Genomic DNA, 13,251 nt, shown 5'->3' with positions numbered 1-13,251 from the left:
TCAAGGCCCAGAGGCACCAGATAATGGCTAGAATACGGCGCACTTAGTTCGCGGTATTGTAGATCTTCGCCAGAAGATCCTCCACGGCGCTGGAGAGCATGGTGCGCAGTGTCTCGCTGAGATGCTCTTCAGTTACATCTCCGGTGGGGATGTCCTGACGCTCCTGCTCGGAGCGGTACGTGACGGGCATCGCATCATCCAGTGCGATGGCTGCCTCGATGGATACGCTGTAGGCTGTGAGCGTGTTCTGCTTCAGCCATACCTTTTTGACCGTACCGGTGATTACGTGTTCACCGGGCGCTACTTCATCGGCGCTTTTCACATAGCGCGTGTTGAGTCCCTTGCGGCTCAGTTCTTCCCTGAGAGCTTCGCTGACCCATGCGGTAACGCTGGATACCGGAATGAAAGGAGTGGCGTCATTGCGGATCCCAACGTCCTTTTTGGAGCGTCCGTCAGCGAATTCGACGATGGCTACGGTGGGAGCGTTGGGCTGGATGTGGGCTGGGGCCAATTCCGAGGTGTAGCGCAGGCGGACGTAGTTGGTGGGCCCGCAGGCCGCAAGCGCAAGCAGCAGGACGGACAGGGCGGCCAGAATGAAACGGGAACGGGTGGTCATTGTTCCTCCGGACTATAGTCGGGATGGTCAGATTGTTGTCAGGGGGAGATACAGTCTGGTGACGAGATCCTCTTCAGAATCCAGATACGGGTCACTCAGGTATTGTTCCATCAGCGGTGCATCGGCAGGACGGCGGCTGCTGGCGGGCAGCCAGTCCCAGAACAGGGAAGCCCAAACATGCGAAAGGGTGACGTACGGTCCCTTGTGGATCGTAACGGCATATTCGCAGCTCGCGATCTCCCTTGTATGAACAAAATCATCGGGAATGAAGCCCTCTGGCAGGGTTACGGCCGCATCATAGCGAATTCGCCCCGCGGACGTAATAATCGGGTCGTCATGACAGAACCCCAGAAACATGGTCTTGGCCGACAGAATGCTGTTTCTGGCAATCCAGGGGGTAAGCATCTGCCAAGCCTCGGGGCCGGATTTCTCATAAGGGCCGTATGCGCGGACTGTAGCAATGCGCAGTGTGGGTAGGCGTTCAATCTTCACATTCATGCTGTGCTACTCCGTTTTGCTTCGGAATCTTCACCGCATATTGTATACCCGACAGGGATTGCTTGTCCATGGATGGCATGAGGCGTAGCTGCTTTGAAAGGCTGGAGGGACGCATTTTTTCTTCCATGAGGCCCAGTTACGCCAAAAGGCACGGACAGTCTTGGAATTGATCGTGATTACAATGGGTTGTGCTTGTATCGGAAATACTGTTTGTTGCCCGCCGGGGGAGGGTAAATGGCTGGGAACCCACGCCAGTCGCCACTATTTGGTAATGCGGAGGTTGACAAACCCTACAAGCTTTGCCATTTGTCCAGCCGTACTCACTGAGACATGAGGGGCACTTCCCCGGAGTCTCGAATAAACTACGTCAGTGTCACGGAGATAAGTGAATGACCAAAGCAGAATTTGTTGAAAAGATTTTTTCCAAGGCTAACCTCGCATCCAAGACTCAGGCAGAAGCTGCTCTCGATGCAACCATCGCTACCATCGTTGAAGCTCTCAAGGGTGGCGATTCCGTTGTATTCACCGGCTTCGGCAGCTTCAAGGTTGCTGAGCGTGCAGCCCGCAAGGGTCGCAATCCCCGTTCCGGCGAAGAAATCGTAATTCCCGCAACCAAGATTGTGAAGTTCACCCCCGGCAAGATGCTGAAGGATGCCGTAAAGTAAGCAGCTTGTTGCTGTTGCTGATAAAAGCCCCCGCATGTGTTGCATGCGGGGGCTTTTTTGTGGCCGAGGGGATCTAGCGCGATGTTGCGCATTTTCTTCGGGCTGACCACCAGAACCAGTCTTGCTGTTCCTGTGGCAGGTTCGGGTCGCGCGCCTGTGCTACGGCACAGGAGAAAACATCCAGTACGCAGATGTCATGCTGCTGTCCTGTGCGGGCGCAGAGCCCGTCATACAGTTCCTGCGCCTCTCGTTCCGCCAGCTCCGCCACACTGGTAATTCCCAGTTCCGCCAGATCGCGTATGGTGGCCGGGCCTACGGAACGCAGGCTGATCAATGTTCTTTCCTTCGCCATGATCTGTCCGTTTACCGGGGGCAATCGACAAGTACCAACGCAAGGTCCATGACGTTGGTGAGCGTGGGGCCGGTTTTCAGCAGGTTATCCGTCTTGTCCAGGAAGTTGTATGCGTTGTTGTCGTCAAGATAGACCTGCGGGTCCAGGGCGCAGCACAGGGCTTTTTCCACGGTTTTTGAGCAGGCAAAACCGCCTGCGGCATCCGTGGGGCCGTCTGAGCCGTCTGTTCCGGCGCAGAGCATGGTGATATGTTCGCAGTCCTGCAGGTATAGAGACGCTGCCAGAGCCATTTCCTGATTGCGCCCCCCCAAGCCTTTACCGGTGATGGTAACCGTGGTTTCCCCGCCTGCCAGCAGGCAGACAGGACCGGAAACCTCTTTGCCGTCAAGGCAGAGGTTCATGGCGGTATCAACCAGTTCGCGGGCTTTGTCGCGGGCTTCTCCGGTCATGGTGGAAGTGAGGATCCGCGGGGTGTAGCCTGCCTGCAATGCCGCAGCCGCCGCAGCTTCCAGCGCCTGCAGGTTGGTGGCTACCAGCACGTTCTGCACGGTGGAAAAAACGTGGTCTCCCTGCTTTGGCGTTTCCGGAATCTCGCCGCGTGCCCCGGCTTCGAGGCGGGCAAGGATGTTGGCAGGCATTCTGTCACGGATGCCGTAACGCTCCACGATTTCCATGCATTGGGAAAAGGTTGATGAGTCCGGTGATGTGGGGCCGGAGGCGATAACGTCCAGATTGTCGCCGACAACGTCCGAGATGATCAGCGCGGCAAGCCGGGCCGGGGAGGCAGCTCGTGCAAGGTTGCCGCTGCCGAAGATGGAAAGATGCTTTCTGATGGCGTTGATTTCGTGAATGGTGGCCCCGCATTCCAGCAGCAGGGCTGTGGCTGCCTTGCCGTCTTCGAGGCTGATGCCTTCCACCAGCGCGGGAGTCAGGGCGCTGGCGCCGCCGGTTATGACACACAGCACAAGATCCTTTTCCGTCGCTTTTTCCGCAATGCGCAGAATGGCGCGGGCCGCCTGTTCACCGTTTGCATCAGGTACGGGGTGTGCTCCTTCGTATATGCTGACGGTGCGGGTGGGAACGGTGTGTCCGTATTTCACGCACACGGCCCCTTCCGTTATCCTGTCGCCGAGCATGGCTTCCAGTGTTGCAGCCATGGGGGCAGCCCCTTTGCCGGCTCCTACAACGAAGATGCGTTCAAAGGCGTCAAGGTCGTACTCCACGCCTGATATGTTCATGATGGAACCTGTTACGGCTACATGGCGGTGAATGGCTTTGTCCGGCGCAACTGCATGCAGGGCGGCGTCAAGGATGGCACGCAGGGTGTCGCGTCGCTGTGCGGTCATGGTGGGTTCTCCTGATGGAATGAAGATATCCCATGGTAGTGTGGGCGGGTTGGCTGGTCAAGCAGGCGGAAGGAAGTGTGTGTGATGTGTGCGGTGTGACTGTTGTGGCGTACTGCATCACTGTAGTGAGGAAAAAGAAGTGGGAGAGAAAAATCCTGTGGGGACAGGAGGCAGCTGTCACATAATGCAGCATCAAGAAGTTGGGGGCTTTCTACTGTGGCGTGACAATGCTCTGATACACAAACAGCCCGGGGCCGTCACTCCCGGGCTGTCTGTACCGCACCTCTCGCTAAATCACGTGTCCTCAAAGCGAGAAGTCCATATCCGGATACTATCGCACGGAGGGATTTGTGCATAGTAGGGTTTTCCCCCATTTTTGTATTTTTACATGCGAAAGCCTCCCGAGGGGAACAGGAGGCTTTTGCAGGAGGGCCGAGGGCTATCGGCTTATAAATGGGAACAGGCTGTGGGATAAGGCTGTAATGTCACGTTAGTATATGTTTACTCTTATGACAAGGGGTGTATGCTTTTTTTATGGCTACGTTGCCAAAAAAAAGCCGGGCTGGGGTAATCCCAGCCCGGCTGTATCTTTGGGTGTTTCGGAGGTTAGTCCGCGAACATGGCCGCATTGTACGAGGAACGTACCAGCGGCGCGCAGAACATGTGGCGTATGTCTTTGGATTTGCCGTAGGCGGCGTATTCTTCAAAGGTATCCGGATGCACGTAGCGTACTACGGCGGGATGCTTGCGTGAGGGGCGCATGTACTGGCCGATGGTGACGATGTCGCACTGTATTCCTGCAAGATCGTCTATGACGCCGCGTACCTCGTCGTCCGTTTCGCCAAGTCCGACCATGAGGCCGGATTTGGATCGATGACCTGCCTGCTTTACCCTTTCCAGCAGCTGAAGGCTCTGGGCGTAATCCGCCTGCGGGCGGATGCGGGGGTAGTGTGCGGGTGGGGTTTCCACATTGTGGTTGATGATGTCCGGCGCTGCCTCCATCACCATCTTCAGTGCGGGAAACGATCCTTGAAAGTCGGGGATGAGCACTTCGATGGAGCACTCCGGAACCGCGGCCCGAACGGAACGAATGGTGGCCGCAAAGTGCGATGCGCCGCCGTCCAGCAGGTCGTCCCGCGTGACCGAGGTGATGACCACGTGCTTCAGTCCGAGTCTGCGCGCGCCTTCCGCAACGCGTTCGGGCTCCGAGGGGTCGAGTGGGGGAACCGGATCGTTGCTGATGTTGCAGAACGCGCAGTTGCGGGTGCAGGTGCTGCCCATGATCAGAAAGGTCGCCGTGCCGGAAGAAAAGCACTCAAACTTGTTGGGGCACTTGGCACTCTGGCAGACCGTGTTCAGGTTCAGGTCGCCGATGAGATCGCCCGTGGCGGTATAGTTGTGATTACAGGGAATCTTGACCCTGAGCCAGGGTGGTATCCGTAAATACGTTTCGGAATTGTCTGACAAGCTCATCCTTCACTTCCTGCATGCTGAGGTCATCGCGGTTAAGTTCCTGCGCCAGAGACGAGGGTTCCGCGTCGGAAAGTCCGCAGAGCGTGATCATGCGGAACAGGTTCACATCGCGCATTACATTGAGCGCAAGTCCGTGGTAGCTGGTCCATTTGCGCATGGCGATGCCGATGGAGCAAATCTTCCGGTTTTCCACCCATACGCCGGGACGCCCTTCCTGACGCGCGGCATCAAGCCCGAAGGCCTTTGCCGTGCGGATGACCACCTCTTCCAGATCGTGGAACAGGCCGCGCATGCCTCCGGGTTGCTTGGCTACCCTGAATACAGGATAGGCAACCAGCTGTCCGGGAAAATGGCATGTGATGTTGCCACCCCGTGAGGAGTGCACCAGATCGATTCCCTGCGAGGCGAGATACTCGTCGCTGACGTGCAGGTTTTCGCGGCCGCCGTTGCGTCCGAAGGTGATGACCGGTGAGTGTTCCAGCAGGTAGAGCGTGGGTTCCGCTCCGGCCGCTACCTCTTCCAGCCGTTTCCGCTGGATGGCGTCGGCGTCCGTGTACTTGATTAGTCCGAGGTCGATAATCTTCATGTGGGGCTGCTAGCGTTTTGCGGGGTAGGCTACCTGTGCTCGAGATTTTGTGTCGATAACAGGCTTTTCTGGCCACTCGATCTGCAGGCCCCAGCCGCTCTGGAAGCGGCCGGCCTTGTGCACTAGCGCCAATCCTCTGGAGGAGCATGCGTAGCGGGCGGCTTCGGCCATCTCCGGCAGGCGTATCGGGTCGGAAAGCACGCGCACCGAGTCTGCGTCGTACTGGGGTTGTGTTCTTGCCGCATGCATGAAGCTCATGCTGATGTTGCGGCGCTCCATACGGGCGCGGTTTGTCAGTTCCATGAGCCATGCGGGCGCATTTTCCGCCGGAGCGTTGAAATGGCACCAGCCGGTGCTCTGCTGATCCAGCATGGGACAGAACATGTCGTGCGGGCAGGGAGACTGCGGGAACATGCCGTGCTCCATCAGGCCCATGCGGAGCAGAGCCACCATCTTGCCGCCGAGACGGGTGCCGGGTTCCACGAACAGGACTTCACCGTTGGGCGAGCAGGCATCCGTCATGGCAAGCGCCAGTTCGTCCATGCGTTCTTCAAGCGTCTGGCCTCTGCCTGCGCGCAGCTCGTTGAGCACGTTGGCACCGCTGACAAGGCGGACCTTGCCGTAGTGGTTACGCAGGGTCTTTTCCAGAGAGGTTCGTTCAAGAACCACCTTCCACGGGCTTTGCGCAAGGGGCGTGCCCATCATGGCTTCCAGCAGGGCGCGGCCGGTTTCCATGGGCTTGGGCGCGATGTCAGAGCAGATGAAGGTGAGCTTCTTCTCACGCAATTCCGGACGTGCCAGCCACATGCCCTGCACCAGCGTGAGCGGACCGGAGCCCAGATCAAGCACGGTGTCGCCGTCCTGCAGGTCAAGATCCAGATTGGGCAGCAGCCATGCAAGGCGGTACAGGTTCCACGGCAGATAGAAGTGCAGGTAGGCTGAGGAGTTGCGCGGGGTGGACCAGTAGTTCACTTTCATCCCGCCTCGTTCCGTGGTCAGGGCGCGGGAAAGGTCCGCTACGGCATAATGCAGTTCCTTGCGGTGTGCCTGCTTGAGTTTCAATACGGTACGCAAAACGCCTTCATAGGCGGCAAGTTCTTCGCGCAGGGGCAGCGCGGGAAGGGAGAGACAGTTTTTCATGAAAATATGAAGCGCATATGGCGCGTGAAGTTTTGGGTGAAGGCAGGATCAGTGGTCAGGTCCACATGTTCAGCTGCGGCGGTCCAGACTTCTGCCATGCCGCGCCTTGCCGGGTCAATAAGGAATAGTTCCGCTCCGCGCAACGAGGAGTTGCCGAGACTCGATACGCGGGCTCCCATGCCTGCGGGAATGAAGCCCAATCCTTCAAGGTCGGCGATGTCTGCATGCTCTCCCAGCGCTCCGGCGACGTAGAGCGTGCGAATGTCGCTCGTGGCGAGTCCCGCCTTGGCAAGAAGGTGCTCATAGGCCAGCGTGAAGGCTGCCTTGACTTTCAGGAGCTCTTCCACATCGCTTGCGAGCAGATACATGTCGTCCTGCAACTGGTAGCGCTTTTCGCCGTACTGCGTGTTCAGCTGTGCGGCAAGGCGGGTGGCGAGCGGATTGTAGGGGGGCTCGGCGAATCTGCCATCGCGGTCCAGCAGGCCGCCCTTGAGCAGGGCGTGAACAAGAGAAAGATACCCGGTGCCGCTGATGCCCTTCACTGCGGGGGGCCCGTCCGGTTCCTGCGGCAGGGGCATTCCCTTCAGTCCCTTGGGCGTCATGCTGTAGCGGGTGATGACGCCCGGCTGGGCCACGGTGCCGAAGGTGAGGCCGATGCCTTCCAGTGCCGGACCGAGGGCCACGCTGGTGACAAGCGCCTTGTCAGGCGACAGGGCCAGCACAAATTCTCCGTTGGTGCCGAGGTCTGCCAGCAGGAACGGGTATTCGGGATTGCGCTCCAGCACCGCCTGCATGCCCGCCGACAAGTCGCCGCCCACGAAGGGTGAGGGCAATGGCGGCATATACATGGGGGGGAGTCCGTCCAGCGTTTCGGTGCTGCCGCCCTTGTAGTCAAGCGCGTAGGGGGCGCTGGCAAGTCCTGAGGTCGCCTTGCCGAGCAGCAGGTAGGTCATGACTGAGTTGGCGGCAACGCAGCATTCCGAAATTGAAGCTCCGGCGTCCGCCGTTCTGGTCACGATATCGTGCAGGCGGTCGGTGAGCAGCGTCTGGAGCGTCTCTGCCCCGTTTCCGTTGCGGGCAAAGGCGAGGCGGGACATGACTTCGCTGCCTGCGCCCATTTGCGGATTGAGTTCCTGTCCGTGCGCGATGCGTTTGTCACCCTCCAGCAAGGACCAGTGCAGGGAGGTGGTGCCGATGTCCACGGCCATTTTGAGCTGTTTGCCCTGTGCTGCTGCAAGCGTTTGTGAAGTAACCTGCAAGGGGCGTTTGCGGGAGGGTAGCTCTGGCAGGGTGATGCACATGCCTGCCTCCGGCGTATGGTGGCAGCCCAGTCGCCAGCCTTCCCTCAGCTCGGCTTCCGTAAAGTAGAGGGCGTCCTCCCCTCTGGGCAGAGGCGTGTTTTCCGTGAACAGCATGCGGCAGCGTCCGCAGCGTGCGAGCCCCGAACACAGGGCAGGAGCGCAGAAGGTGCCGCTGGTGTAAACATACTGCGCCACGGAGAGGCCGTTGTCCGGCTTCAGGGGGATGGCGCGACTCTCGCCGGTATGGTCGGTGACGATAATTTGCTGCATGGGGGAATGGTAAGCCAAAAACAGGAGGAAAGAAACAGGTGCTGAGAAGGAAATTGCGTGAATCGTGGAAACTGAAAGATATTTTTGCAGAAAATTTCTTAGCAGAGAGCGTGTTTTGTGGATCATTGCAAAAAGCTGTGAGAAAAAGTGGGAAACAGACAGAAAGAGGCCGCTTTTCCGATGGATAAAGCGGCCTCGCAAATCTGTTGTGCGAACCGGGGAGGGGGGAGGCTGTTACCCGAGCAGGAGCCGGTCGGAGCCCATGGCCTCACCGCGCAGGGCATAGAAGCGCTGCAGCAGGTCGTCCACGGTGAGGTTCTTCTTTTCCTCGCCGGAGACATCCAGAATCACCTCGCCGCGGTCCAGCATGATCAGGCGGTTTCCGAAGGTGAGGGCTTGATGCATGTTGTGGGTAACCATGAGAGTGGTCAGCTTCTGCGTTGCCACGATATTGTGGGTGAGTTCAAGAATCTGGTTGGCGGTCTTGGGGTCCAGGGCGGCCGTATGTTCGTCCAGCAGCAGAATGTCAGGGCGCACCATGGTTGCCATGAGCATGGTCAGGGCCTGACGCTGGCCGCCGGAAAGCAGACCTGCGGTATCCTTGAGACGATTTTCAAGTCCCAGACCGAGGGTGGCGAGCTGTTCGCGGAACCATGGGCGGTCCTTGTCCTTCACGCCTCTGGACAGGCCTCTGGGCTTGCCGCGTTTCAGGGCCAGCGCCATGTTCTGCTCTATGGAGGCGGAGGCGCAGGTGCCCTTCAGCGGGTCCTGAAAGACGCGGCCAATAAAGGTGGCACGGCGGTATTCCGGCCAGTTCGTGATGTCCTCATTGTTGATGCGGATTGCTCCGCTGTCCGGCTTGAAGCCGCCCGCAATGCAGGTGAGGGTGGTGGACTTGCCCGCGCCGTTGGAGCCGATGACGGTGATGAAGTCTCCTTCGTTCACGGTCAGTGACAAGGCGTTCAGGGCCAGCACCTCGTTGATGGTGCCTCTGTTGAAATACTTGGTGATGTTGTCGAGTACCAGCATGGCTTACTTCCTGAACCGGCTCTTCAGCTGGGGTGACACAAGGGCCGCAATGACCAGAATGGCCGTGATGAGGTTGAGGTCGCTGGGGGTGAAGGAGAAGCTGCCCAGCTTGAGTCCCAGAGCAAGCGCAATGGCAAGGCGGTAGGCGACTGAACCGAGAATGGCGGCAATCATGGCGCGGGCCACAGTGCGGCACCCGAAGAGGGTTTCGCCTACGATGACCGAGGCAAGGCCCGCCACGATGGTGCCCACGCCCATGTTCACGTCCGCAGCTCCCTGATTCTGAGCCACAAGCGCGCCGGAAAGGGCGGCAAGGGCGTTGGAGAGCCCCACGCCGAAAATTATGACGCTGTGCGTATTCACACCCTGGGCCGTGATCATCTGCGCGTTGTCACCCGTGGCGAGCAGGGTGAGTCCCAGTTCCGTGTGCAGGAACCAGACGAGCAGGGCTACTGCAACTGCGCAGAAGCAGGCGAAAAGCAGCGGGGCCGACATGTGCGGGGGAAGGCCGAAACCGGCTACGGAATCCAGCACCGTATCCGCTCCCAGAAGAGTCAGGTTGGGCTTGCCCATGATGCGGATGTTGATGGAATAGAGGGCAATCATGGTCAGGATGGAGGCCAGTAGATGCAGGATGCGGAATTTTGTGTTCAGGATGCCCGTAACCATGCCTGCCAGAAAACCGGCGCCCATGGCCATGAGCAGGGAAACAAAGGGATTCACGCCCGCGGTGATGGCCACGGAGGAAACAGCGGCGCCCAACGGCAGCGAGCCGTCCACAGTAAGGTCGGGGAAGTCGAGCACGCGGAAGGTCAGATAGACCCCCAGCACGAGGAGCCCGTATACGAACCCCTGTTCAAGCGCTCCGTAAAAAGCATACCAGGTCATAGTCAATTCTCGAATGGCGAGGCGGGGGCATGTTGCCACACCCCCGCCTCGTTGATGTGTTCAAATGGTTACTTGATTACTTTTTCCGCACGGGAAAGGACGCTTTCCGGTACGGTAACGCCCATGGCTTCCGCAGCTTTCATGTTCACGTGCAGGGACAGTTCCTGCAGGGATTCAACAGGCATGGCGGAAACGTCGGCACCGTCGAACAGGATGCGCTTGGCCATGGCTCCGGTCTGGTAGCCGAGCTTGTAATAGTCGAAGGCAAGGGCGGCGATGGTGCCGCGCTCAACGGAATCGTTATCTGCGGCGTACAGAGGCAGCTTGTTCTGGCGGCACACCTTGACCACGGATTCCAGCGCGGAAATGACCGTGTTGTCGGTGGGCAGGTAAACGGCTTCGGTGCGGCCCACAAGGCTTTTGGCTGCCTGATAGATGCCGGCGGAGTTCAGCACCGTGGCTTCTTCCAGCTTGATGCCGGCGGCGTCGCAGGCGGCCTTGAGCATCTTGACCAGCGTGACGGAGTTGGCCTCGCCGGAGTTGTAGATGACGCCAAGGCTTTTGAGTTCAGGGTGGAACTCGCGGATGAGGTCGAGTTGGCGGGCCACGGGCAGCATGTCCGAAGTGCCGGAAACATTACCGCCGGGGTGTTCAAGGCTCTTTACGAGGCCTGCGCCAACATGGTCGGTCACGGCAGTTGCCAGGATGGGGGTGCCTTGAATTTTCTGTGCACATGCCTGCGCGGACGGAGTGGCAATGGCAATAACCAGATCCGGCTGCTCTCCCTGAATCTGGGCTGCGATCTGTACGGTGGTGGCCATGTTGGCCTGTGCGTTGTGGACGTTGAAGGTAACATCCAGATTGTTGTCCTTGAAATAGTCCTGCGCGCCCTTGAGGACGGCGTCGAGCGCCGGGTGCTCAACAAACTGGCTGACGGATACGACCTTTCCGGCTGCGGAGGCCATGGCGGGCACCAGACACAGCATGGTGACGACAAGGCTGAGAATGATACGTTTCATTGGTTTGCGACCCCTTTGTCGGTAAAAAGGACTGTGGACCAGATGGAAAATGGTGAAAAATGACAAAAAAAGATAATTTCGGAAATGAGCCTGTGGCACTGGTTCTACCGCATTTTTCTGGAGGGTCAAGCGCAATGTTGAGGGAGTTGCTGTAACTGCTGCAGGCGCTCTCTGTTGCTGTTGCTTTTACTGTATCCAGTCCTTCTGTTTTGGAGAGGTGAATATGCACTTGCTCTACTCGTGCTCTCTCTGGTAAAAGTCTAGAAACTGTCCGGATTGTTGTAATTACAATTCGTTCACGTCCGCCTTACTGGGAGAAAAGGGGTGGCTTCATGTCAACGCTTCTTGGCGTGTTCTTGGTGTTTCTGCTGATAATCGGCGTAGCAGGATTCGGCTATCAGGCTACGACGGGGCTGACGGACAAGATTCAGGTCCAGCGGTCCAGAAAGCAGCAGTTGCAGATGAAATATCGAGATGTGAAGCAGTCTCTGACCGACCTCAAGGAGATGGAACTGACACTGAACCGCCAACTGGACGGTGTGGATGACAGCTGTCTCGGCGCTTTTGCGGAGGGCGGGGACCTAATTACGGGGATGCAGAAACCGGCATCCCGCAAGGCAACCACGGCGCACAATACCATTGTGGACGTGTTGCTGGCTGAAAAGCTTCTTTCTCCGGAGGATCTTGCCAAGGCGGAGAGCTATAAGGAGCAGTCCAAATCGCCATATGCCATAGATGAAATTCTTTCCCTTCTCGGATACGTCAATCCGGATGTCATCCAGCGTATCAAGCGTCGTTATCCTCATCTTTCCTAACTATTCCGGAGTGTTGGATCTGTCTGGGCTGGGTCAGGGCAGGCATTCTGGCACTAAACATGCATAATCATTCGCTGAACCGTTTTGACGTCAAATCGCCAACATACCGGCGTGCTTGACCGGCAAACGCGGCAGGCTTAGGGTATAGTGTACTCAAGTTTATGGAGCATTGTGGCGTATGAACAAGATTCTTGCCCAGGACGAGGTGGATGCCCTCTTACGAGGATTGTCCGGCGGAGAGATTGAAAGCGAGACTGATATACCGGAGGACGACTCCGGCATAGTTCCTTTTGACCTTGCCAATCAGGACCGCATTATCCGCGGCCGTATGCCTGTTCTGGAAATCGTGAACGACCGTTTTGCGCGGTTGTGCACGAACGCACTGTCCAACACCATACGCAAGCGCGTGGAACTGAACCCCATATCCATTGATATGACCAAGTTCGGCGATTTCATGCGTTCTTTGCCCGTGCCCACCAGCATCAACATCTTCAAGATGGAGCCTTTACGCGGTAACGCCATTGTGGTTGTTGACTCGCGACTTGTGTTCGCGTTGGTGGAGAACTTTTTCGGTGGGGCCGGTTCGCAGCCCAAGATCGAGGGGCGTGAGTTTACCCGCATTGAGCAGGCCATTGTAGACCGCGTGATCAAGATCACGCTGGACAACATGGAAGAGTCGTGGCGTCCCGTTCACGAAGTGAATCTCGAACTCGTGCGTTCCGAAATCAACCCGCAGTTTGCGGCCATTGTGCCGCCCAGCGACGTTGTGGTGGTTATCACCTTTGAAGTGGAACTGGAGACGGCCATCGGCTCCCTTATCATCTGTCTTCCCTACGCCACCATCGAACCTATCCGTTCCAAGCTGCACGCCAGCTTTCAGACGGAACGGCTTGAGGTGGACCATGCATGGGTGGCTCGCTTGAAAGAGCGCCTCATGGAGACGCCCGTGGAGATGAAGATTCGCTTCGGGGAAACCAAGATCACCGGCAACCAGTTGCTGCGTTTGCAGATCGGCGACGTGCTCCTGCTGGATACCGATACGGACGACCTGCTGGAATGTACCGTTGCCGGAGTGCGCAAGTTCTGGGGCATCAGCGGCACGGTGAAGTCCAACAAGGCCTTCCAGATCATCAAGGAAGAAGAGCCGAACTATACGTAACGGCCGACGGCTCTTCATTATTTACCATGGAAACAAGAACACCCCGGACAGTTGTCCGGGGTGTTTTTTATTGGCGGGAATCCTCCTCTCTCAA

Annotated in this window: 14 protein-coding genes; 3 read left to right on the top strand and 11 right to left on the bottom strand. The window is 57.9% G+C overall.

Features of this window, described 5'->3' with window-relative positions:
- Positions 1-43: 43 nt before the first annotated feature.
- Both N1030_RS08890 and N1030_RS08885 read right to left on the bottom strand, forming a co-directional pair.
- Entirely contained in the window at positions 44-616 is a 573-nt protein-coding gene (locus N1030_RS08890; RefSeq protein WP_265828945.1) for a hypothetical protein, read from the bottom strand.
- A 27-nt stretch (positions 617-643) separates the two neighbouring features.
- Complete coding sequence (locus N1030_RS08885) at positions 644-1,114, bottom strand: AraC family transcriptional regulator (protein ID WP_265828944.1); 471 nt, start codon at positions 1,112-1,114, stop codon at positions 644-646.
- Positions 1,115-1,503: 389 nt separating this feature from the next.
- On the opposite strand from N1030_RS08885, the gene N1030_RS08880 reads away from it, so the two are divergent.
- The gene (locus N1030_RS08880) at positions 1,504-1,779 is read left to right on the top strand and encodes an HU family DNA-binding protein (RefSeq protein ID WP_174403645.1); all 276 of its coding nucleotides are present in this window, start codon (positions 1,504-1,506) and stop codon (positions 1,777-1,779) included.
- A gap of 73 nt (positions 1,780-1,852) precedes the next feature.
- On the opposite strand, the gene N1030_RS08875 is transcribed toward N1030_RS08880, so the two are convergent.
- The 9 genes from N1030_RS08875 to N1030_RS08835 form a co-directional block, all read right to left on the bottom strand.
- Positions 1,853-2,131, bottom strand: coding sequence for a helix-hairpin-helix domain-containing protein (locus tag N1030_RS08875; RefSeq protein ID WP_265828943.1), 279 nt, complete (start codon positions 2,129-2,131; stop codon positions 1,853-1,855).
- A gap of 11 nt (positions 2,132-2,142) precedes the next feature.
- The gene (locus N1030_RS08870; RefSeq protein WP_265828942.1) at positions 2,143-3,477 is read right to left on the bottom strand and encodes a glycerate kinase type-2 family protein; all 1,335 of its coding nucleotides are present in this window, start codon (positions 3,475-3,477) and stop codon (positions 2,143-2,145) included.
- A 606-nt stretch (positions 3,478-4,083) separates the two neighbouring features.
- A complete protein-coding gene (gene lipA, locus N1030_RS08865) occupies positions 4,084-4,950 on the bottom strand; it encodes a lipoyl synthase (RefSeq protein WP_265828940.1) in 867 nt (288 codons plus the stop codon).
- Positions 4,880-5,536 carry a lipoyl(octanoyl) transferase LipB gene (gene lipB, locus N1030_RS08860; protein ID WP_265828939.1) on the bottom strand — a complete coding sequence of 219 codons (657 nt, stop codon included), beginning with the start codon at positions 5,534-5,536 and terminating at the stop codon, positions 4,880-4,882. Before lipB ends, lipA begins: the two co-directional genes overlap by 71 nt.
- A 9-nt stretch (positions 5,537-5,545) precedes the next feature.
- Positions 5,546-6,676, bottom strand: coding sequence for a small ribosomal subunit Rsm22 family protein (locus tag N1030_RS08855; RefSeq protein ID WP_265828938.1), 1,131 nt, complete (start codon positions 6,674-6,676; stop codon positions 5,546-5,548).
- Entirely contained in the window at positions 6,673-8,247 is a 1,575-nt protein-coding gene (locus tag N1030_RS08850; RefSeq protein ID WP_265828937.1) for an ASKHA domain-containing protein, read from the bottom strand. The genes N1030_RS08855 and N1030_RS08850 overlap by 4 nt, the downstream gene beginning before the upstream one ends.
- 234 nt (positions 8,248-8,481) lie before the next feature.
- Positions 8,482-9,276 (bottom strand): ABC transporter ATP-binding protein, encoded by a 795-nt coding sequence (locus N1030_RS08845; protein WP_265828935.1) that lies wholly within the window; start codon positions 9,274-9,276, stop codon positions 8,482-8,484.
- A 3-nt stretch (positions 9,277-9,279) separates the two neighbouring features.
- The gene (locus N1030_RS08840) at positions 9,280-10,164 is read right to left on the bottom strand and encodes an ABC transporter permease (protein WP_265828934.1); all 885 of its coding nucleotides are present in this window, start codon (positions 10,162-10,164) and stop codon (positions 9,280-9,282) included.
- A gap of 68 nt (positions 10,165-10,232) precedes the next feature.
- On the bottom strand, positions 10,233-11,183 hold the full coding sequence (locus tag N1030_RS08835; RefSeq protein ID WP_265828933.1) for an ABC transporter substrate-binding protein: 951 nt from the start codon (positions 11,181-11,183) through the stop codon (positions 10,233-10,235).
- A gap of 332 nt (positions 11,184-11,515) precedes the next feature.
- Here N1030_RS08835 and N1030_RS08830 point away from each other — a divergent pair, with 332 nt between their 5' ends.
- Positions 11,516-11,998, top strand: coding sequence for a hypothetical protein (locus N1030_RS08830; protein WP_265828932.1), 483 nt, complete (start codon positions 11,516-11,518; stop codon positions 11,996-11,998).
- A 178-nt stretch (positions 11,999-12,176) separates the two neighbouring features.
- The gene (gene fliM / locus N1030_RS08825) at positions 12,177-13,157 is read left to right on the top strand and encodes a flagellar motor switch protein FliM (RefSeq protein WP_265828931.1); all 981 of its coding nucleotides are present in this window, start codon (positions 12,177-12,179) and stop codon (positions 13,155-13,157) included.
- The last annotated feature ends 94 nt before the right edge of the window (positions 13,158-13,251 follow it).

This window comes from Desulfovibrio mangrovi, from assembly GCF_026230175.1.
In the GTDB taxonomy this organism is placed as follows: Bacteria; Desulfobacterota; Desulfovibrionia; order Desulfovibrionales; family Desulfovibrionaceae; genus Halodesulfovibrio; species Halodesulfovibrio mangrovi.
The sequence above is the reverse complement of the archived record's forward strand: the minus strand, read 5'-3'. Positions and strand labels throughout refer to the sequence as shown.

Excerpts from the sequence above, each read along its gene's own strand:
- lipA (WP_265828940.1), bottom strand. The coding sequence starts at position 4,950 with ATGAGCTTGTCAGACAATTCCGAAACGTATTTACGGATACCACCCTGG.
- N1030_RS08830 (WP_265828932.1), top strand. The coding sequence starts at position 11,516 with ATGTCAACGCTTCTTGGCGTGTTCTTGGTGTTTCTGCTGATAATCGGC.
- N1030_RS08835 (WP_265828933.1), bottom strand. The coding sequence starts at position 11,183 with ATGAAACGTATCATTCTCAGCCTTGTCGTCACCATGCTGTGTCTGGTG.
- N1030_RS08880 (WP_174403645.1), top strand. The coding sequence starts at position 1,504 with ATGACCAAAGCAGAATTTGTTGAAAAGATTTTTTCCAAGGCTAACCTC.
- N1030_RS08855 (WP_265828938.1), bottom strand. The coding sequence starts at position 6,676 with ATGAAAAACTGTCTCTCCCTTCCCGCGCTGCCCCTGCGCGAAGAACTT.
- lipB (WP_265828939.1), bottom strand. The coding sequence starts at position 5,536 with ATGAAGATTATCGACCTCGGACTAATCAAGTACACGGACGCCGACGCC.
- N1030_RS08885 (WP_265828944.1), bottom strand. The coding sequence starts at position 1,114 with ATGAATGTGAAGATTGAACGCCTACCCACACTGCGCATTGCTACAGTC.
- N1030_RS08875 (WP_265828943.1), bottom strand. The coding sequence starts at position 2,131 with ATGGCGAAGGAAAGAACATTGATCAGCCTGCGTTCCGTAGGCCCGGCC.
- N1030_RS08840 (WP_265828934.1), bottom strand. The coding sequence starts at position 10,164 with ATGACCTGGTATGCTTTTTACGGAGCGCTTGAACAGGGGTTCGTATAC.
- N1030_RS08890 (WP_265828945.1), bottom strand. The coding sequence starts at position 616 with ATGACCACCCGTTCCCGTTTCATTCTGGCCGCCCTGTCCGTCCTGCTG.
- N1030_RS08850 (WP_265828937.1), bottom strand. The coding sequence starts at position 8,247 with ATGCAGCAAATTATCGTCACCGACCATACCGGCGAGAGTCGCGCCATC.
- fliM (WP_265828931.1), top strand. The coding sequence starts at position 12,177 with ATGAACAAGATTCTTGCCCAGGACGAGGTGGATGCCCTCTTACGAGGA.
- N1030_RS08845 (WP_265828935.1), bottom strand. The coding sequence starts at position 9,276 with ATGCTGGTACTCGACAACATCACCAAGTATTTCAACAGAGGCACCATC.
- N1030_RS08870 (WP_265828942.1), bottom strand. The coding sequence starts at position 3,477 with ATGACCGCACAGCGACGCGACACCCTGCGTGCCATCCTTGACGCCGCC.